Source organism: Streptomyces sp. NPDC002092, from assembly GCF_053593775.1.
Genome location: NZ_JBSFDG010000016.1, coordinates 129,145 through 148,042 on the forward strand (window position 1 = coordinate 129,145; position 18,898 = coordinate 148,042).

Sequence of the window (18,898 nt, forward strand, 5' to 3'; positions counted from 1 at the left end):
TAAGCGCTCCGCGGGGTATCCGGGCGGTGGGACCGTGGTCCCGGTCCGTTGCTGACGCGGCGCTGTCGGCACGGCTCACGGGGGAGCCGACCTTGTCGTGGCCGAGGAAGCCGGAGCGGATGCGTCCGGTGGCGGGCTTGTCGGTCGGCCGGGCCCGGATGAAGACGCACGGCAGGGCGGGCGGGAAGAGGGAGTTGTCCCTCTTCCCGCCCGCCCTGTGGGTGAAGGCGACTCTGCCGCCGATGGTCAGACGCAGAGGAGGACGATCAGGCCGTTGCACTCGTTGTCGCCATCGTCATCATGACCACCACCACGGCCACGGTGACTTCTTTCGCCACCGTGGCCTTGTACCGAGTTCCGCTCGGCAGCGGTCGTCTTTGCGGTGAGCTGCACGGCGGGCGTCGCGTCAGCGGCGGAAGCGGCGGTCGCCGCTCCGGCCACGCAGGCGATGCCCAGCACGGCACTCACCGCGAATATTCGCGGAAGTCGGAAAGCGATCTTGTTGGCGCGGCCTGAGCGAGTGGGGTTGTTCCCCTGCGTTGTGTTCATGCAGCCACCTTGCACACCCCTGCGGCCAATTTCGCTCCGAGCGCGGCCGATTGGGTGAGCCATGCGGAACGAGGGATTTCGCGGTTCCCACGGCGCTTCCCGGGCGCTCCCCCCGGGACTACGAACTCGCGGTCAGCAGACCGGACTTGCGCGAACCCTCTCAGGCGGCGGGAGTGTCCAGGGGGCGCAGCTCGTCCGCGTACGAGACCGAGATGCGGCGCATCAGGCCGTCCGCGGAGATGTCGTACTGGCCCAGCCGCCACAGTGGCGGAGAGTAGGCGTGGATCGAGACGGCGTCGTCGGTGGCGCCGCTGAGCCGGTGGATGTGCTCGGGGCCGAAGCAGAAGGAAGTGCCCGCGTCGACGGTGACGCGCAGATGGCTGCCACCGATGCGCGGGGTGGATTCCTCGAGTGCGCCCTGTACGACGATGACGGCGCCGGCGGAGAGGTCGTGGTCGTGCCAGCCGGTGTCGTTCTGCCGGGTCCAGCACAGCAGCCAGACGTCGACGTAGGCGTCGCGGTACAGGGAGGCGTAGTGCCGCTCTTGGTCGGAAAAGGCCACGTGGGCGCGCCAGAGGTCCGGGCGGACGGCGAGGTCCGTCACGAGGGCCCGGAGTTCGTGCTTGTCGAGGGTCCGCTCCGGCAGGGACTCGTACGTCATGGGTGGCTCCTTTCGGAGCTGCGTCGGGCTCGGGGCACGGTGGTTCAGGTGCGGCCGTGCAGCAGGCGGGCGGGGTTGACGGTGCGCAGGGCGTGGACGGCTGCGTCCGCGCCGAGGTCGGGGACGACGGGCGGCGCGTAGGGGCGGTCGCTGCCGTTGACGACCACGTCGATGCCGACGGCGCGGACGAGGGCGTCGACGGCCCGGGTGCCGTAGGAGGAGGTCTCGTAGAACACGTCGAAGTCGATCTCGCCGCGTCCGCCGCCGCGTGCGGCGAGGCGTTCGCCGTGCAGGGGCGCGAGGCCCGCGAGGGCGGCGAAGCAGACGCGCAGCGCCGGGTGGCGGGCGCGGCCGAAGGCGCGGAAGGCGAACCAGGAGGCGTGCAGCTGCTGCACGTACGGGACCAGGGCCGGCCACCACGGCGGGGTGCCGTCGGCGGGCGGGGCCGCGCCGGGGTGGACCAGGAGGGGCTTGTCGTGGCGGGTGAGGACGTCGAGGAGGGGTGCGCAGTGCGCCCAGCCTGCCGCGTCGAGGAGGGCGGTGGCGGGGAGTTGGAGGCCGACGCAGCCGCGGCGCAGTTCGCGTTCCACCGCTTCGGGGTCCGGTGCCGTCAGGCAGGGGGAGGCCCAGACGGCGAAGGGGGCCGGGAGGGCGAGGGCGCCGTCGTGGAACGCGGTCAGCAGGGGGACGGCCTCGGCGGGCGGCAGATATTCGATGCCGAGGGGACTGGAGAGGGACACCAGGGCCAGGTCGAGTCCGTCGTCGGCGGCGAGGCGGGTGCGGGCCTCGGGGTCGTGGTCGGCGGGGTCGACTGCGTAGGGCGGTTCGCCGGCCAGGTGCAGGGTCCAGGCGTCCAGGTGCGGAGGTGTCGTGCGGGAGCGCAGCAGCACGATGAGGGCGGGCGGCCAGATGTGCTGGTGGACGTCGGTGGGCACGCGGCGATCCTCGCTGGGGAGAGCGATGTTAAGCGATTCACTGATGCGGTTAACTTAACCGCTTAACAAGAAGCCGTGTCAACGGTGTCGCGGGGCGATGCGACCACAAGGCGCAGCCGCCCCGGTAGGCTTCCCGGCATGGCCAGGCCCAACAAGCGCACCACCCTCCGGGAGGTGGCCGAGGCCACGGGCCTCTCCACCGCAGCCGTCTCCTATGCCCTGCGCGGCAAACACGTCTCCAAGGAGACCGAGGAACGGGTGCGCAGGGCCGCGGCCGAGCTCGGCTACGAGGCCGACCCGATCGCGCGGGCCCTGGCCAGCGGCCGTACCAGCATGGTCGGTGTCCTGGCGGGCGACCTCCAGGACCTGTGGCAGCAGCAGCTGATGGCGGCCATCGGCCGGGAACTCCTGGCCGGCGACCGCTATGCACTGATCCTGGACGCGGGCGGCGACCCCGACCGCGAGCTGGTCCTCGCCAAGCAGCTGCGCGATCAGCGGGTCGACGCGCTGCTGGTGTCTCCCGTGGATCCCTCGGCGCAGGGCTGGGCCGATATCGCGGACGCGCTGCCGGTGGTGGCCGTCGGCGACTCGCTGAGCCGGGCCCGCACGGCCGGGCAGGTCATCTTCGACAACCGGGCCGGCATCGACGCCGTACTGGAGTATCTGCACGGGCTGGGCCACCGCCGGGTGACCGTCCTGACGCCGACCCGGCCGAGCACACCGGACCGGCCGGCCGATGTGTACGTGGGGGAGGCGGCCGACCGGCTCGGGCTGCGGGCCGAACTGGTGCCCTGTCCGCAGGAGTTGGGCGAGGCGACGGCGGTGGCGCGGCGCGTGCTGCAGGGTGCGCACTCGCCGACGGCGGTGTTCTGCTTCTCGGACTCGCTGGCGTACGGGGTGTATGCGGCCGCGGCGGAGGACTCCCTGGAGGTGGGCCGGGACGTCTCCGTGGTCGGCTTCGACGACCATCCCGTCTCGCGGGTGCTCACGCCTCCGCTGACCACGGTGGACTGGGGGCTGAGCGAGATCGCGGCCCAGGCGGCGCGGCTGACGGTCGCGGCGATCGAGGGCAGGCGGGCGCGCAGGAAGCGGGTGCTGTGTGCGCCGCGGATGCGGGAGCGCGGGTCGGCCGTGCGGGTCTGAACTTTGGATGAACCGAAGATAGACTCACACGGCATGACCGGCTCCCACCCCTGTCTGCGCTACGTCGCGATCGGCGACAGCCTGACGGAGGGCATCGGTGATCCGGGTCCGGCGGGCGGGCACCGCGGCTGGGCCGACCGGTTCGCCGAGATCCTCGCGCAGCAGCAACCAGGGCTCACGTACGCCAATCTCGCCGTCCGCGGCAAGACCAGCGCCCAGATCAGGGCTGATCAACTGGTTCCGGCGCTCGCGCTGCAGCCGGATCTGGTGACGGTGACGGCGGGCATGAACGATGTCGTACGGCCGCGCTACGACCCGGAGGCGGTCGCCGCGAACATCGAGGAGACGTTCGCCCGGCTGTCGGCGTCGGGCGCGCGCGTCGCCACCATGACCTTTCCGGACCTGGGCAAGGTGTCACCGGTCGCGCGCCGGGTCCGGCCTCGCATCCTCGGCCTCAATGCGCGGCTGCGGGTGCTCGCGGCACGGCACGGGGTTGCCGTCCTGGACGTCTTTCCGCATGCGTTCACGGCCGACCCGCGGCTGTGGAGCGACGACCGGCTGCATGCGAGTCCGATCGGACACGCCCGGATCGCCGCCGGCATGGCCCACACCTTCGGCCTGCCGGGCCACGACGGCTGGGCCGACCCGCTGCCTGCGCCGTCCCCGGTCCCGGTGCTGCGTGCCGTGAAGGCCGATGTGCGCTGGGCCGTGGACCATGTGGGGCCCTGGCTGTGGCGGCGGCTGCGCGGCCGGGTGCCGGGGGACGGCTTCACGGCGAAGAGACCGGAGCCGACCCCGGTGACGCCGCAGCAAGCCGCCTGAACCACCCGCTCGGCGAGAAGCCGCCTCGCTTTTGCCAGGGGGAGGAGTCACCAGGTGGATGCACGGGCGCAGCAGCAGCCCAGCAGGCCCGAGTGGTGCTCGCGCCCGGGGCCGGTGTGCCGGTAGTTCACGGATGACGGATGACGAATTACCGCGCACCGGCCAAACCGCACAAGACCCGCCACCGACCTGACAGGTACAGCGCAAAGGAATTGCATGGTCTAGACCAAGAAGCCGTTTGGTCTAGTCCAAAGCATGGACGCGGTCATGGTCCGGCAGGAAGCTGGGGCACTCCCCCACCCCCATCGGAGGCTCACCGTGAGACGACTTCGTGCATCCCTGGGCGCTGCCGCCGCCGTCGGACTCGCCGTCGCAGGAACCACAGCCCTGGTAGCGGGCAACGCCTCGGGCGCCACCGCCGCGCTCAGCAACCGCTGGTACGCGGCGGCCCCGTACCTGATGCCACTGGACAACGACCCGCCGGACCCGGCCGCCATCATGGACGCCACCGGCCTCAAGGCCTTCCAGCTCGCCTTCGTCCTCGCCCCCAACGGCGGCGGCTGCTCGCCCACTTGGGGAGGCACCGCCCCCGTTTCCTCGGACACGGCCGTCCAGTCCGTCATCAACACGATCCGCGGCAAGGGCGGCGACGTGTCCGTCTCCGTCGGCGGGTACGGCGGCACCAAGCTCGGTCAGGTGTGCTCGGACGCGGCGGCGACGGCGGCCGCGTACCAGCAGGTCATCACCAAGTACAGCCTCCACGCGATCGACTTCGACCTGGAGGAGCCGGAGTACGAGAACACCGCGGCCATCAAGAACGAGATCGGCGCCGCGAAGATCCTCCAGCACAACAACCCCGGCCTGTACGTCTCCGTCACCACGGCCGGCACGGCCGACGGCACCGGCTGGTTCGGCAAGCAGATGCTGCTGGAGGCGAAGTCGCAGGGCTTCACGCCGAACAACTTCTCCATCATGCCCTTCGACGGCGGCTTCAACGGCGCGGCCTCGCAGACCGGCGCGCTCACCGGCTTCAACGCCATCCTCCAGTCGACGTTCGGCTGGGACCAGGCGACGGCCTACGCCCACGAGGGCTTCTCCGGGATGAACGGGCGCAGCGACAGCGGCGAAATCTTCACCCAGGCCGACTTCCAGACCGTGCTGGACTACGCCACCAGCCACAACATGGACCGGTTCACCTTCTGGTCCCTCAACCGCGACCGGCAGTGCACTCCGCCCGACAACGGCGGGCGCACCTCCGGCACTTGCTCCAGCGTGGCGCAGAACTCCTGGGACTTCGCGAAGTACTCGGTGAAGTTCGCGGGCGCCACCCCGCCGGACTCGACTCCCACTCCCACACCGACGCCCACGCCGACACCCACCGCGTGCAAGACCACCTGGAGTTCGAGCGCCGTCTACACCACCGGCGACGAGGTCTCGTACAACAAGCACAACTGGAAGGCCAAGTGGTGGACCCAGAACGAGACGCCGGCCGCCACCGACTGGGGGCCCTGGCAGGACGAGGGCGCCTGCTGAGCATCGTCCCCGGCTGAACCGGCTCATCGGCGGACGGCGCCTACAGCTCGACGGCGCCCTCCGCCGCGCAAGCCCTCGCGGCCAGCTCCTCGGCGTCCGGGTCCGGCCGCAGCATCCCGGCGACGATCTCGGCCGTGGCCCGGTGCCAGTCGCCGCTGCGGCGGAGCATCGCGTGGTCGCCGCCGCGGACCAGTACCAGGCCGGCCCGAGCACCGGCCTCCCTCGCCCGGCGCACGTAGTCCGTCGACTCCGCGAGCGGCGTCACATGGTCGCGGTCACCGTGCAGGACCAGCAGGCGCACGCCACCGAGGTGGCGGGCGGAGTCCACGGGCGGACACCACGGCGCCAGCGCCAGCACGCCGCACACCATCGGGTGCGACGCGGCCCGCAGGGCCGCCCTGGCCCCCATCGAATGCCCTACGAGGACGGTGGGCACCGTTCCCGCCAGCCGCTGGAGTTCGTCCAGCGCCCGCAGTGCGTCGTGGGCGGGATCGGCGTCGTTCCACCCCTGGTGCCGGTAGCGGACCTGCCCGAGCAGGACGTCCGGGGGCGAGGCCGCTCCGGCCGCCCGCAGAACCGGAAGCATACGGAGCGCGGCCGGCTGCCAGGGGTGCGCCGTCCGGCGGCTGAGCTCGTGGCCGCCGTGCAGTGTCACGATCGCCGCGGCCACGCCTTCGGGCGGCGCGTGCCGCACGATCAGCGCGGACTCGTTGCGCTGCACTGCCCCACGGTTCCTCACCAGTACTGCACCTCTCCGCTCCGGACACCTCATCCTCCCCCGAAGCTCCGGGGCGGCGCCGCGCAGGGGGCGCACACAGCGGATCAGTGAGCCCTGTACGCGCCTCCACGCAGGTGGAGAAAATGCGCCAGGTCGGCGCTCTCCTGGTCGAGAACGCCGTGCACCTCCGCTCCAAGTCGTCGAGAAAGCAGGTCGGCTCCCGTGCTGCTACGTCTTCCCGAGTCCGTGTCCGAAGCGCAGGAGTGCCTCGCCGAGGGAGCCGTACCCGTCGGCGGGGCGACACTGATCTGGGCCGACTGGCAACGCGACGGGTTTCCCGAGCAGGCCGTGTCGCTGCGCAGGCTGCCGGAGGCCAATCTGATCGGGCGCGGGGTGCTGGGCGGCGCCGTCGTGCTGAACAGCGTCGACGAGCGGGTGCCCGAGGTGCTGCACCGAGCGGCCGCCGCGGTGGGAACGGGAGCCGTGCGCCGAACGGCCACGGTCGGCGGCAACCTCGTCGGCAGCACGCTGCGCTGCCTGCTGCCGGCCGCGCTGGTGCTGGAGTCCTGGGCGACGGTGCTCGAAGGGGACCGGATCTACGAGACCGACCTCGCCGAAGTCCTCGCCAAGCACCACCTCCTGCTCAGCCTGCACTGGCGTGAGCCACTCGCCAGCAGTTACCGAAAACTGCCCGGCGAGGCGGGTGGGCAGCCGCCGTTCGTGGTCGCCGCCGCAGTGCACATGGATGACGTCGGGCTCAACCGTCTGCATGTCGCCGTACGCGACGGCTACGACGTCCTCACGGCCGATGTCTCCTGTGACACCGGCGGGATCGAAGAGGCGATCCGCGCGCTCGGGGACACACCGGTCGGCACGCTCCACGCGGCGGCGTGGCGAACCGTGCGTGAACACGTCGCCGACCTGCTGGCTCGCCCTGTCGGTCGCTGACGTCAGGCCGCCACTGGCACGGACTCAGTGGCGCGCCGTGCCTTGATGACGAGCACCAGCGCGGCGACGGCCGATCCGGCGCCGACCGGTGCCATCGGCCACCACGGCGGTGTGGCCTCCCGTATCGCCGAGAAGAACACGAGGAACAGGCAGACGGCCAGGCCGACAACGACACCGCAGGCGCTTGCCTCAATGCGCCTCCCCAGGTCGAGGCGGGCGCGTCGGCCCCGGTTCAGCAAGCGCGCCAGCAGCGCGGTGACTACAACCACCACGTACCCCATGACCAGGGGATACAGCGTCAGCGGCACAACGAAGAAGAGGCCGTCACCTTTCCAGGCGCTGTGGACCAGGTATCCGTTGATCTCCACGACCTTGTTGTGCCACAGGCCCAGCCGTACCCGCTGGCCCTCGGTGAAGGAGGGGCCGTCGGCGTCCACGGACACCGTCCTGGTGTCACCTCCCGCCCGCAGACTCACCTCACGACTGGACCAGGTGACCTTCTCGTCGCAGTTGGTGTCCTGGCCGGCGCCGGAGCAGCCTTCGTGGGAGCGCCACCCGGCCTCCACCACAGCCGCGTCCACGGTGTCCAGCCCTCCGGTGCCGCGCGCGACGGCTATCGCGGTCTCCTCATAGGTCCGCACCACGAAGAAGACGACGAGCAGGACCATCATGCAGCGAAACAGCATGAACCCAACGCGCCCGCGGGCTGATCTGCTCCCCCGCGCCTCCGTCATATTTGCCATGGCCCCCCCGCTCCAGGTTCCCGCATCATGCCCCAGCGCACGACAGGCAACACCGCTGCGGGTCGTAGGGCTCCCGCGAAGACCGAGCCATGTGCTCGGCTACTCCGCCGTCTTGCGGGCCAGTGCGTTGTTGTCTATCGAGTTGTGCACGCTGAAGCTCACGGCGTCCGAGCGGTAGCGGTCGTCGGACCACTCGACCGGGCGCCCCTCTCGGGTGGTCGTGACGCGGCGGACGCGCAGCAGGGGGCTGGTGCGGCGGATGCCGAGGAGTTCGGCGTCCTGTGCGCTCGCCGCGACCGCGTCGATGACGTGCTCGCCGTAGGCGAAGACCAGGCCCGTGCTGTCATACAGGAGTTGGGTGACGGAGGGGGCGTACGGGTCGATCACCTCGACGGCCGGTGAGATCCAGTCGGCATACACGGTGCGCTCGACGAGGACCGGTTCGCCGTCCAGCCCGCGGACCCGCAGGACGTGCAACACCCGTGCGCCCTCCCGGAGTTGAAGGCGGGCGGCATCCTGCGCGGTGGCCGGCAGGTACTCCTGGGCCACGACTTGGCCGGTGGCCTCACGGCCCATGGCGCGGGCCCACTGGGCGAAGCTGCGCAGTTCGGCGAAGCTCTGGCTGCGGCGGCTGGCCAGTACGACCCGGCGGGCGCCCTGGCGGGAGCCGATCAGGCCCTCGGCGGTCAGCGCGGCGACGGCCTGGCGGACGGTGCCGCGCGAGACGCCGTAGTGGGCGGCGAGTTCCGTCTCGGCGGGCAGCCTGCTACCGACCGTGTACTCCTCACGGTCGATCGCCCGCCGCAGCTCGTCGGCGATCTCCTCGTGTCGTGTCGCCACCGTATCCCTCCGAGTCAGCTGCTGTGCACAGCGTGACCAGCCTAATCGAGACCGGCGGGTGATCGCGCTCGCCCCGAACTGTGCAGGGATTAGGAGGTCACAATTTCGCCACTGTTTACGAAGTGGTCACCACAGACGGCATTACTGAGGCCAACTTGTTCAGACAAGTTCTCAGCCTTGTGCGTCCTCCCCTGCGCCCCCTTCTGGAGTCACCGTGTCCCAGCCGAGAACAGCCGCCCTGGCCGGCTCCCTCGCCGTCGTAGCCGCACTCGCCCTGAGCGCCTGCGGCGCCGCTCCCGACAACGCGTCGACCACCGCCGGCGGCAAGAACGCCGCCACCGCCACCTCCGCCGCCGGCTTCGGCGGCATGGACGCCCTGGTGAAGGCCGCCAAGAAGGAGGGCACGCTGCACGCCATCGCGCTGCCCCGCGACTGGGCCAACTACGGCGCCCTGATCGACGGCTTCAAGAAGAAGTACGGCATCAAGGTCGACGTGGAGAACCCGGACGGCACCAGCCAGGACGAGATCAACGCCGTCACCTCCCGCAAGGGCCAGGACCGCGCCCCGGACGTCCTCGACCTCGGCAGCTCCTTCGCCCTGAGCGCCGCCCAGCAGGGCCTGCTCGCGCCGTACAAGGTGACCTCGTACGCGGACCTCCCCGCCGGGCAGAAGGACCCGCAGGCCCGCTGGTACAACGACTACGGCGGCTACATCTCCATCGGCTGCGACGCCAAGCGGGTCAAGACCTGTCCGACCACCTTCAAGGACCTGCTCAAGCCGCAGTACAAGGGGCAGGTCGCGCTCAACGGCAACCCCACCAAGTCGGGTTCGGCCTTCGGCGGCGTGTACGCGGCCGCGCTCGCGAACGGCGGCTCGTTCGACGACATCCAGCCCGGCCTGGACTTCTTCGCCAAGCTGAAGAAGAACGGCAACTACACGCCCGTCGAGTCGACTCCGGCGACCGTCGAGAAGGGCGAGACGCCGATCAGCATCGACTGGGACTACCTCAACGCCGGTTACGCGGACGAGTTCAAGTCCAAGGGCGTCGACTGGAAGGTCGCGGTCCCGTCCGACGGCCGGTTCTCCCAGTACTACTCGCAGGCCATCAACAAGGACGCCCCGCACCCGGCGGCCGCACGCCTGTGGCAGGAGTACCTGTACAGCGCCGAGGGCCAGAACCTGTGGCTCAAGGGTTACGCCCGTCCGGCGCTGATGACCGCCATGGACAAGGCCGGCACCCTCGACAAGACCGCCGCTGCCAAGCTCCCGGCAGTCTCCGGTACGCCCTCCTTCCCGACCGAGGCCCAGCAGAGCAAGGCCAAGACGGTCATCGCGACGGGCTGGTCGAAGGCCGTCTCCGGATGACGGCCACCCTCACGGGCGTGGACGTGGCGCCGCCGCTCACCTCGGTGAAGCGGCGGCGCCGGGTCCCCGGCTGGCTCGCCGTCGTCCCGCTGCTCGTGTTCGTCGCGGTCGCCTTCGGGGTGCCCGCGATCGCCATGCTGAACGGCGCGTTCAGCGTCAAGGACCAGGCCACCGGGGCCAGTTCGTACAGCACCGCGAACCTCACGGCCTCTCTGCAGGGTGCCTATCTGACGGCCCTGCTCGGCAGCGTCAAACTGTCCGCCGTCTCGGCCGGCATCGGAACCGTCCTCGGGCTGCCCCTCGCGCACGTCGTCGTCACGTCCCGGTTCCGTGCGCTGCGCGAGGCCGTGCTCACCGCGTCCGGGGTGCTCGCCAACTTCGGCGGTGTCCCGCTGGCCTTCGCGTTCGTCGCCACCCTGGGCAACGCGGGCGTGCTGACCAAGCACCTGCATCTCGCGGACAAGGGCTGGGACCTCTACAGCTTCTGGGGCCTGGTCATCGTCTACCTGTACTTCCTGATCCCGCTCATGGTCCTCACCATCACGCCCGCCCTGGAGGGGCTGCGCTCCCAGTGGCGCGAGGCCGCCCAGAACAACGGCGCCACCGCCCTGCAGTACTGGCGGCACGTCGCCCTGCCCGTGCTGCTGCCGTCGCTGCTCGGCGGGTTCGTGCTCCTCTTCGGCAGCGCGTTCGCCGCCTACGCCACCGCCGCGGCCATGGTGGGCAGTTCGGTCCCGCTGGTCACCCTGCAGATCGCCGACGCCATCTCCGGCAACGTGCTGGTCGGCCAGGAGAACGTGGCCCTCGCCCTCAGCCTCGACATGGTCCTGGTCGCAGGGCTCGTCATGGCCGTGTACCTGCCCCTGCAACGACGGAGCGCGCGATGGCTCGACGCCTGAACCCGTGGCGGTGGGTCGTCCTCGGCCTCGCCGCCCTGTACTTCCTCGTCCCGCTCGCCGCTTCCGTGATCTTCACGGTCGACGTACCGGGCCAGGGCGTCACCTTCGACGCCTACAGCCAGATCGTCTCCACCGACGGCTTCGGCTCCAGCCTGCTGCTCTCGCTGGAACTGGCGGCCGCCACCATCGCGATCGTCCTGCTGCTCATGGTCCCTGCCATGGTCGCGCTCAGGCTCGCCGCGCCCCGGCTGCGGCCGGTCGTCGAAGTGGTGTGCTCGCTGCCGCTGGTCGTGCCGCCGATCGCGTTCGTCGCCGGTATCGCCACCGTGCTGAAGTGGGGTCCCGAATACCTCTCGCGCACCCCGCTGTTCGAGACGTTCGTGGCCGTGCAGAACCCGAGCTTCCCGTTCGTGCTCGTCCTCGCGTACGTAGTGATGGCGTTGCCGTTCGTCTACCGGGCGCTGGACTCGGGACTGCGCGCCATCGACGTACGCACGCTCGTCGAGGCAGCCCGCAGCTGCGGGGCCGCCTGGCCGCAGGCGCTGGTGCGAGCCGTGCTGCCCAATCTGCGCGGGGCCCTGCTGAACGCCTCGTTCCTCACGCTCGCGCTGGTGCTCGGCGAGTTCACCGTGGCCCAGCTGCTGGGCTTCCAGCCGTTCGCCGTGTGGATCTACAGCGTCGGCGGCTCGCAGGCCCAGCTGTCCGTCGCCGTGTCCGTGCTCAGCCTGCTCGTCACCTGGGCCCTGCTCCTCACGCTCGCCGGCCTCGGCGGGCGGACCCGTACCGCTTCGTCCCGAGGATGAACCATGACCGCCACCACCCTTGAGAAGACAGCCGTCGGCAAGGCCGCCACGGTCGAATTCCGCGGTCTGCGCCGGGAGTTCGGGGCGACCGTCGCCCTGGACGGGCTCGACCTGACCGTGCAGCCCGGAGAGTTCCTGGCGCTGCTTGGCCCGTCCGGCTGCGGCAAGACCACCGCGCTGCGCATGCTCGCCGGGTTCGAACACCCCGACTCCGGCGAGGTGCTGGTCGACGGCGAGGACGTCACCCAGGTGCCGGCCCACCGCCGGGACGCCGGGATGGTCTTCCAGTCGTACAGTCTCTTCCCGCATCTGAGCGCCCTCGACAACGTCGCCTTCGGGCTGCGGATGCGCAAGGTGCGTACGGCCGAACGCCGTTCCCGGGCGGCCGAGTTGCTGGACCTGGTCGGTCTCGCCGACAAGGGCAACCGCTTTCCGCACCAGCTCTCCGGCGGCCAGCAGCAGCGTATCGCGCTGGCCCGCGCGCTCGCGCTGCGGCCCCGGGTGCTGCTGCTGGACGAGCCGCTGTCCGCGCTGGACGCCAAGGTGCGCCTCACGCTGCGCGAGGAGATCCGGCGGCTGCAGCAGGAACTCGGCATCACCACCCTGTTCGTGACGCACGATCAGGAGGAGGCCTTGTCCGTGGCCGACCGGGTCGCCGTGATGCGGGCCGGACGGCTCGAACAGTGCGCGGAACCGGCCGAGTTGTACGGGCGTCCGGCCACCGCCTTCGTCGCCGAGTTCGTCGGCACGATGAGCCGCATCCCCGGGCACCTGTCCGGTTCGACCGTGGACGTCCTGGGCCTGCGGCTGCCCGTCGAGGGAACCCTTCCCGCGGCGACGGAGGTGGACGTGCTGGTGCGGCCCGAGGCCGTGCATGTCACCGCGGACGCCACCGGTGACGCCCGGGTGATCGCCACCGCTTTCCTCGGCGCCGCCACCCGCATCACCGTACGCCTGGCCGACGGCACCGAGGTCAAGGCCGACCTGCCCACCCACGAGGCCGCGGAGCTCGGAGCCGGAGCGACCGTACGGGTCTCGCTGCCCGAGCGCCCGGTGCTGGTCGCCGAGCGGGCGGCGTGAGACGCCGGACACTCGCCCGCAGGGCATCCAGGACATCCCCCCACATGAAAGAAGAGACCCCGTGACCCAACCCCCGCTCCAGGCCGTCCTGTTCGACATGGACGGCACGCTCGTCGACACCGAGCGGCTGTGGTGGGAGGCGGTGCAGTACGTGGCCACGGGCCTCGGCCGGCCGCTGACCGAGGCCGACCAGCCGGAGGTCCTCGGCAGGCCGGTCGAGCACACCGCCGCCTGGCTGGGCGCGCTCACCGGGACACCGGATCTCGCCGACCGGCTGCACTCCGAGTTCGCCGACCGGGTGCGCACCGGCATCGTGCCGCGCCCCGGCGCGATCGGCCTCCTCGACGCCCTGGCCCGCGAGGGCGTGCCGACGGCCCTGGTCACCGCCTCGCCCCGCTCGGTGACCGACAGCGTCCTGCGCGTGCTCGGCGCCGACCGCTTCCATGTCTCCGTCACCGCGGACGACACCGAGCACACCAAGCCCGCTCCCGACCCCTACCTCACGGCCAGCCGCGCCCTGGGCGTCGACCCGGCGCGCTGCGTGGCCGTCGAGGACACCCTCACGGGGGTCAGCTCCGCGGAAGCCGCCGGGTGCACGGTGCTGGCGGTGCCGTCGCTGGCGCCGATCGACGCGGCGCCCGGGCGGACGGTCGTGGCCAGCCTGGAGGAGGTGACCCCGGACCGGCTGCGGGCCCTGGTGGTCCCCCGGCTGCGGGTGCTGAGCTGGAACCTCTGGCTGGGCGGCGCGAAGGTCGACGACCATCGCGCCAAACAGCTCAAGGTCATCCTGGACACCGAGGCCGATGTCGTGGGCCTGCAGGAGACGGCCGGTACGGCGGCCCGGGAACTCGCCGACGCGCTGGGCTGGCACCACCACCAGGCCGGCGAGAACCTCGGCATCATCAGCCGCCACCCGATCACGGCCCGCCTCGGCGACCCCGACGTCGGCTTCTACGGAGCGGCCGGCGCCCGCATCCGCATCGGCCCCGCCCACGAGGTGGACGTGTGGACGGCGCATCTGCACTACACGCCGTACGGCCCGTACGAAGCGGCCTTCGACGGGCTGGGACCGGCCGAGCTGATCGCCCATGAAGACGTACGGCTGGCCCAGATGCGGGAGGCCCTGCGCCGGATCGCCGAGTCGGCGGACGAGACGACCCCCGTGATCCTTACCGGTGATTTCAACTGCCCGTCCCATCTGGACTGGCCCGACGTGGCCTGGCCGGTGACGAGGGCGGCCGAGGCGGCCGGACTGCGCGACTCCTACCGCGAGGCCCATCCGGATCCGGTCCGCGCACCGGGCCACACCTGGTCGCCGGTCCACACCCGCAACGAGGACGACCTCACCCGCCCGGAACCTCAGGACCGCATCGACTACGTCCTCCACAACGGCCAGGGCCTGGAAGTCGTCGACTCCCGCACCGTCGTCACCGGCGCCCCGCGCGCGTGGCCGGACGTCGCGGGCAACGACTGGCCCTCGGACCATGCGGCGGTCCTCAGCACGTTCGCCCTCAACCGCCGGGCGTGACGCATCGAGAGCCCTGTCGTTGCTCCGTCCGAGTGGTGTATTCCTGCCCGCAGTCGTAGCGTCGGAACGAGTCCTGGCGTCACAGCGTCATAGCGTCGGTAGGAGACGGCAGCGGGGAGCGGACATGCGCAGGCACACACTGAGTACGGCGGTCACGCTCTGTTTCGCGGCCTCGCTCGCGGCAGCCGCAAGCGCGCCCTCCGAAGCCCGGCCGGCGTCCCCGCCGGCCTCGCAGACCGCACGGCAGCAGGCCAGGGTGCCCGTGCTCGTCGACTGTCTCTTCCACCCGGAAGTGCGCCCCACCGACTTCATCCTCGCCTGCGGTGACGGCAACAGCCGCCTGGCCGCCATGCACTGGTCCAAGTGGGGCGCGGACTCGGCGAGGGCCGAGGGCGTCAACATCGTCAACGACTGCAAGCCGTACTGCGCGGCGGGCAGGTTCCACTCCTACCCGATCGTCGTCCGGCTCGACCGGGCGCAGCCCTGGAAGAAGCACCCGCACCTGCAGCACTACAGCCGGATGACCCTCGAATACCCCGCCGGCAGGCCGGACACGTTCGCGCCGACGGTGACGTATCCCCTGTGGAACTGATGTCTGGAACTGAGGTCAGTGCCGATCGTCGAGTTCCATGGGTGGCCGGCTCTGCGGGTTCTCCCCCGCGGTGAGGTGTTCCAGGACCTCGACCAGTTCCTGGCAGGCCTGTTCCACCGACCGTCTGGTGTTCAGCTGCTCGGTGATCACTGCTGACAGGAGCAGGGCGGTCAGTGCCATCGCGCCGTTGAAGGCCTGGAGTTTGATCATCACTTCGACGCCGGTCAGCCGGGCGAAGGGACCGACCTGGTCCGTCGCCGCGATGGTGGCCATCACGGAGGCGAAGAGGGCGCACAGCATGCTGCCCGCGAGCTGGAAGCGCAGGGCTGCCCAGATCAGGAGCGGGTAGACCAGGAAGAGCAGGCCCACGGAGCTGTGCACGGCGAAGGGGACGAGGGCGCAGGTGATGAGGGCCAGGGCCACGGTCTCCTTCCAGCGCCGCGCGTCACGGTGGCGGCGCGCGCCGTACAGCACCAGCAGGACCGGGGTGACGATCAGGACGCCCATGGCATCGCCGGCCCACCAGGCCGACCAGACCAGCCAGAAGCCGTCCGTGGCGAGTTTGCCGGTCAGGACGAGCAGCCCGGCGCCGGCGGTCGCGCTGATCAGCGTGGCGGTGAGCGCGGCCAGGAACACCAGCGCGAAGCCGTCCCGCAAGCGGGCGAGGTCGGTGCGGAAGCCGACCTTGCGCAGCAGGTAGTACGCGCAGACGGGGGCGGCGGTGTTGCCCACGAGGGTGCCGGTCACGGCGGGCTGGACCGAGCTGATGGACATGACGACGAGGAGCGCGCCGAGCGCGATGCCGGGCCAGATGCGCAGGCCGAAGAGCAGCAGACAGGCCACCGCGACGCCGGTGGGCGGCCAGATGGGTGTGACGACGGCGCCCTCCACGAGCAGCTGCCGCAGAAGTCCCAGCCGCCCGGCGGCGAAGTAGCAGGCAGTGACCGCCAGCGTCTGGAGGGCGTGGACGGCCGGTCGGCGCAGATCCTGGATACCCAGCACAGCTGACATGAGACACCGGTGCCGCACGCTCGGCGAGGCGGGAGGCGCCGGGTCCGGCCCTACGGCTGAATGCCGGGACCGTCGTGGGTGACGACCAGGACGGCCGCGTCGTCCTCGTGACCGACCCGCTCGGCGATCTTCATCACGCCGGCGGCGAGGACGTCGGCCTCCATGCCGGCCACCGCGGCGCTGCCCGCGAGCTGCACCACCCGGGCGAGGCCCTCGTCGACGCTCAGCGAGGGGCCTTCCACCACGCCGTCCGTGAGCAGGACGAACACACCGCCGGTGGTGAGCCGGTGGCGGGTCACCGGGTAGTGGATGCCTGCCGCGATGCCCAGGGGTGGTCCGCCCTCGTCCTCGGCGATACCGCACTGTCCGTCGGCCGTGGCCCAGATGTGCGGGATGTGTCCGGCCCGGGCGCTCTCCAGGACGCCGGTGGCCGGGTCGAGCCGTAGGAAGGTGCAGGTGGCGAAGAGGTCGGTGCCCAGGGACAGCAGCAGATCGTTGGTGCGGGTGAGGAGCTCGCCGGGCTCGCCGGTGACGGAGGCCAGCGCGCGCAGACCGACCCGGACCTGCCCCATGAAGGCGGCCGCCTCGGTGTTGTGGCCCTGGACGTCGCCGATGGACAGTCCGATGCGGCCGTCGGGCATCGTGAAGGCGTCGTACCAGTCGCCGCCCACGTTGAGGCCCTGGCAGGCCGGGGCATAGCGGACGGCCAGGCGGTAGCGGCAGGCGGCGGGCAGGTCGCGGGGCAGCATGCCGCGCTGCAGGGCGAGGGCCAGCTCCACCCGGGAGCGCTGCAGCTCCGCTAGTTCGCGTGCCTGGGCGGTCAGCGACCCGAGTCGGGCAAGCAGTTCGTCGCCGTCCTCTGTCGGACGATCGAGGGACATTGATCACTCCGGCGGGACCGTGGGCCATGGCCCCTTCGGGGCAAATCCCCAGATTATGCGTTTAATGGGATGTTCGCGACATGGCGGTCGGTGAGTCCGCCATGCGGTTTCGCCGACCCGCCCTGCCACGCTCCGGCGCTCCCGGCCGGGGCGTACCCGGATCAGCCGCCGAGGGCCGCCATGACCACGTCCTTGGCTTCCTCCTGCACCTGGCGCAGATGGTCGGGGCCGCGGAACGACTCGGCGTAGATCTTGTACACGTCCTCGGTCCCCGAGGGGCGGGCCGCGAACCAGGCGTTCTCGGTGGACACCTTGATGCCGCCGATGGCCGCGCCGTTGCCCGGTGCCTCGGTGAGCACCCCGGTGACCGCCTCCCCTGCCAGGGTGTCGGCGGTGACCTGCGCGGGTGAGAGCCTGGCGAGCAGTGCCTTCTCCTCTCGGGTCGCGGGAGCGTCGATGCGTGCGTAGGCGGGCTCGCCGAAGCGGGCGGTGAGGGCGGCGTAGTGCTCCGAGGGGGTCTTCCCGGTGACCGCGATGATCTCGGAGGCGAGCAGCGCCAGGATGATGCCGTCCTTGTCGGTGGTCCACACCGAGCCGTCCCGGCGCAGGAAGGACGCCCCGGCCGACTCCTCCCCGCCGAAGCCGATCGAGCCGCCGACCAGCCCGTCCACGAACCACTTGAAGCCGACCGGCACTTCGACCAGGCGGCGCCCCAGGCCGGCGGCGACCCGGTCGATCATGCCGGAGGACACCAGCGTCTTGCCGATGCCCGCGTCGGCGGGCCACTGCTTGCGGTGGGCGTACAGGTAGGAGATGGCCGTGGCCAGGTAGTGGTTGGGGTTCATCAGGCCGGCGTCCGGGGTGACGATGCCGTGCCGGTCGGCGTCCGCGTCGTTGCCCGTGGCGACCTGGAAGCGGTCGCGCTGTTCGATGAGCGAGGCCATCGCGTACGGCGAGGAGCAGTCCATACGGATCTTGCCGTCCCAGTCCAGCGTCATGAAGCGCCAGGTGGGGTCGGCGAGGGGGTTGACCACGGTCAGGTCGAGGCGGTGCTGTTCGGCGATCCGGCCCCAGTAGGCGACCGAGGCTCCGCCGAGCGGGTCGGCGCCGATACGGACGCCCGCGGCGCGGACGGCGTCCAGGTCGAGCACATGCGGCAGGTCGGCGACGTAGGCGCCGAGGAAGTCGTGGCGGCGGGTGGTCTCGGCGGCGAGCGCCCGGGTGTACGGGATGCGCCGTACGTCCTTCAGCCCGGCCGCGATGATCTCGTTGGCCCGGTCCTGGATCCAGGAGGTCGCCTCGGAGCCCGCGGGGCCGCCGCTGGGCGGGTTGTACTTGAAGCCGCCGTCGGCGGGCGGGTTGTGGGAGGGGGTGACGACCACGCCGTCGGCGAGGCCGGAGGTGCGGCCGCGGTTGTGGGTGAGGATGGCGTGCGAGACCGCGGGGGTGGGCGTGTAGCCGTCCGCGCTGTCGATGAGCACGGTCACCTCGTTGGCCGCGAACACCTCCAGCGCGGTGACCCGTGCCGGCTCGGACAGGGCGTGGGTGTCGGCGCCGAGGAAGAGCGGGCCGTCGGTGCCCTGCTCGGCGCGGTACTCACAGATGGCCTGGCTGGTCGCGGCGATGTGGTCGTCGTTGAACGCGGTCGTCAGTGACGATCCGCGGTGTCCTGACGTGCCGAACGCCACCCGCTGCCCCGGGTCGGCCGGGTCCGGGTGCAGCGCGTAGTACGCGGTGACCAGCCGGGCGACGTCGACGAGGTCCTCGGGGCGTGCCGGGCTGCCCGCTCGCTCGTGCTGCATGTGCCCGCTCCTCCACATCGGTTGACCAAGACGCTTGCCGCCCC

The 18,898-nt window shown here is 71.2% G+C and carries 19 protein-coding genes; 10 read left to right on the forward strand and 9 right to left on the reverse strand.

Annotated features, from left to right (window positions below):
• Positions 1–246: 246 nt before the first annotated feature.
• From ACWCRD_RS32865 to ACWCRD_RS32875, 3 genes are all read right to left on the reverse strand, one after another.
• The gene (locus tag ACWCRD_RS32865) at positions 247–549 is read right to left on the reverse strand and encodes a hypothetical protein (protein WP_450969381.1); all 303 of its coding nucleotides are present in this window, start codon (positions 547–549) and stop codon (positions 247–249) included.
• A gap of 160 nt (positions 550–709) precedes the next feature.
• A complete protein-coding gene (locus tag ACWCRD_RS32870) occupies positions 710–1,210 on the reverse strand; it encodes a cysteine dioxygenase (protein WP_450969382.1) in 501 nt (166 codons plus the stop codon).
• 44 nt (positions 1,211–1,254) lie between these two features.
• Positions 1,255–2,145, reverse strand: coding sequence for an amidohydrolase family protein (locus tag ACWCRD_RS32875; protein WP_450969383.1), 891 nt, complete (start codon positions 2,143–2,145; stop codon positions 1,255–1,257).
• 138 nt (positions 2,146–2,283) lie between these two features.
• Here ACWCRD_RS32875 and ACWCRD_RS32880 point away from each other — a divergent pair, with 138 nt between their 5' ends.
• From ACWCRD_RS32880 to ACWCRD_RS32890, 3 genes are all read left to right on the forward strand, one after another.
• Positions 2,284–3,288, forward strand: a complete 1,005-nt coding sequence (locus ACWCRD_RS32880; RefSeq protein ID WP_450969384.1) for a LacI family DNA-binding transcriptional regulator — start codon at positions 2,284–2,286, stop codon at positions 3,286–3,288.
• Between the two features lie 33 nt (positions 3,289–3,321).
• Entirely contained in the window at positions 3,322–4,110 is a 789-nt protein-coding gene (locus ACWCRD_RS32885) for an SGNH/GDSL hydrolase family protein (protein WP_450969385.1), read from the forward strand.
• Positions 4,111–4,428: 318 nt separating this feature from the next.
• Positions 4,429–5,643, forward strand: coding sequence for a carbohydrate-binding protein (locus ACWCRD_RS32890; protein WP_450969386.1), 1,215 nt, complete (start codon positions 4,429–4,431; stop codon positions 5,641–5,643).
• A 40-nt stretch (positions 5,644–5,683) separates the two neighbouring features.
• Here the strand turns inward: ACWCRD_RS32890 and ACWCRD_RS32895 are convergent, their stop codons facing one another.
• On the reverse strand, positions 5,684–6,364 hold the full coding sequence (locus ACWCRD_RS32895) for a dienelactone hydrolase family protein (RefSeq protein WP_450969387.1): 681 nt from the start codon (positions 6,362–6,364) through the stop codon (positions 5,684–5,686).
• Between the two features lie 219 nt (positions 6,365–6,583).
• On the opposite strand from ACWCRD_RS32895, the gene ACWCRD_RS32900 reads away from it, so the two are divergent.
• Complete coding sequence (locus ACWCRD_RS32900; protein ID WP_450969388.1) at positions 6,584–7,309, forward strand: FAD binding domain-containing protein; 726 nt, start codon at positions 6,584–6,586, stop codon at positions 7,307–7,309.
• A 2-nt stretch (positions 7,310–7,311) separates the two neighbouring features.
• On the opposite strand, the gene ACWCRD_RS32905 is transcribed toward ACWCRD_RS32900, so the two are convergent.
• Positions 7,312–7,995: a hypothetical protein gene (locus ACWCRD_RS32905; RefSeq protein WP_450969389.1), complete on the reverse strand. Its 684-nt coding sequence runs from the start codon at positions 7,993–7,995 to the stop codon at positions 7,312–7,314.
• Positions 7,996–8,151: 156 nt separating this feature from the next.
• Positions 8,152–8,892 (reverse strand): GntR family transcriptional regulator, encoded by a 741-nt coding sequence (locus tag ACWCRD_RS32910; RefSeq protein ID WP_450969390.1) that lies wholly within the window; start codon positions 8,890–8,892, stop codon positions 8,152–8,154.
• A 214-nt stretch (positions 8,893–9,106) separates the two neighbouring features.
• On the opposite strand from ACWCRD_RS32910, the gene ACWCRD_RS32915 reads away from it, so the two are divergent.
• From ACWCRD_RS32915 to ACWCRD_RS32940, 6 genes are all read left to right on the forward strand, one after another.
• Positions 9,107–10,258, forward strand: a complete 1,152-nt coding sequence (locus ACWCRD_RS32915; protein WP_450969391.1) for an ABC transporter substrate-binding protein — start codon at positions 9,107–9,109, stop codon at positions 10,256–10,258.
• Positions 10,255–11,157, forward strand: coding sequence for an ABC transporter permease (locus ACWCRD_RS32920; RefSeq protein ID WP_450969392.1), 903 nt, complete (start codon positions 10,255–10,257; stop codon positions 11,155–11,157). Before ACWCRD_RS32915 ends, ACWCRD_RS32920 begins: the two co-directional genes overlap by 4 nt.
• Positions 11,142–11,960 carry an ABC transporter permease gene (locus tag ACWCRD_RS32925; RefSeq protein WP_450969393.1) on the forward strand — a complete coding sequence of 273 codons (819 nt, stop codon included), beginning with the start codon at positions 11,142–11,144 and terminating at the stop codon, positions 11,958–11,960. The genes ACWCRD_RS32920 and ACWCRD_RS32925 overlap by 16 nt, the downstream gene beginning before the upstream one ends.
• A gap of 3 nt (positions 11,961–11,963) precedes the next feature.
• A complete protein-coding gene (locus tag ACWCRD_RS32930; protein WP_450969394.1) occupies positions 11,964–13,040 on the forward strand; it encodes an ABC transporter ATP-binding protein in 1,077 nt (358 codons plus the stop codon).
• Positions 13,041–13,101: 61 nt separating this feature from the next.
• The gene (locus tag ACWCRD_RS32935; RefSeq protein ID WP_450969395.1) at positions 13,102–14,568 is read left to right on the forward strand and encodes an HAD-IA family hydrolase; all 1,467 of its coding nucleotides are present in this window, start codon (positions 13,102–13,104) and stop codon (positions 14,566–14,568) included.
• Between the two features lie 124 nt (positions 14,569–14,692).
• Positions 14,693–15,160, forward strand: coding sequence for a hypothetical protein (locus tag ACWCRD_RS32940; RefSeq protein ID WP_450969396.1), 468 nt, complete (start codon positions 14,693–14,695; stop codon positions 15,158–15,160).
• A gap of 15 nt (positions 15,161–15,175) precedes the next feature.
• On the opposite strand, the gene ACWCRD_RS32945 is transcribed toward ACWCRD_RS32940, so the two are convergent.
• From ACWCRD_RS32945 to pgm, 3 genes are all read right to left on the reverse strand, one after another.
• Entirely contained in the window at positions 15,176–16,171 is a 996-nt protein-coding gene (locus ACWCRD_RS32945; protein WP_450969397.1) for an MASE1 domain-containing protein, read from the reverse strand.
• A gap of 50 nt (positions 16,172–16,221) precedes the next feature.
• Entirely contained in the window at positions 16,222–17,052 is an 831-nt protein-coding gene (locus ACWCRD_RS32950; RefSeq protein WP_450969398.1) for a PP2C family protein-serine/threonine phosphatase, read from the reverse strand.
• A gap of 161 nt (positions 17,053–17,213) precedes the next feature.
• Entirely contained in the window at positions 17,214–18,854 is a 1,641-nt protein-coding gene (pgm, locus tag ACWCRD_RS32955; RefSeq protein WP_450969399.1) for a phosphoglucomutase (alpha-D-glucose-1,6-bisphosphate-dependent), read from the reverse strand.
• Positions 18,855–18,898 lie beyond the last annotated feature (44 nt).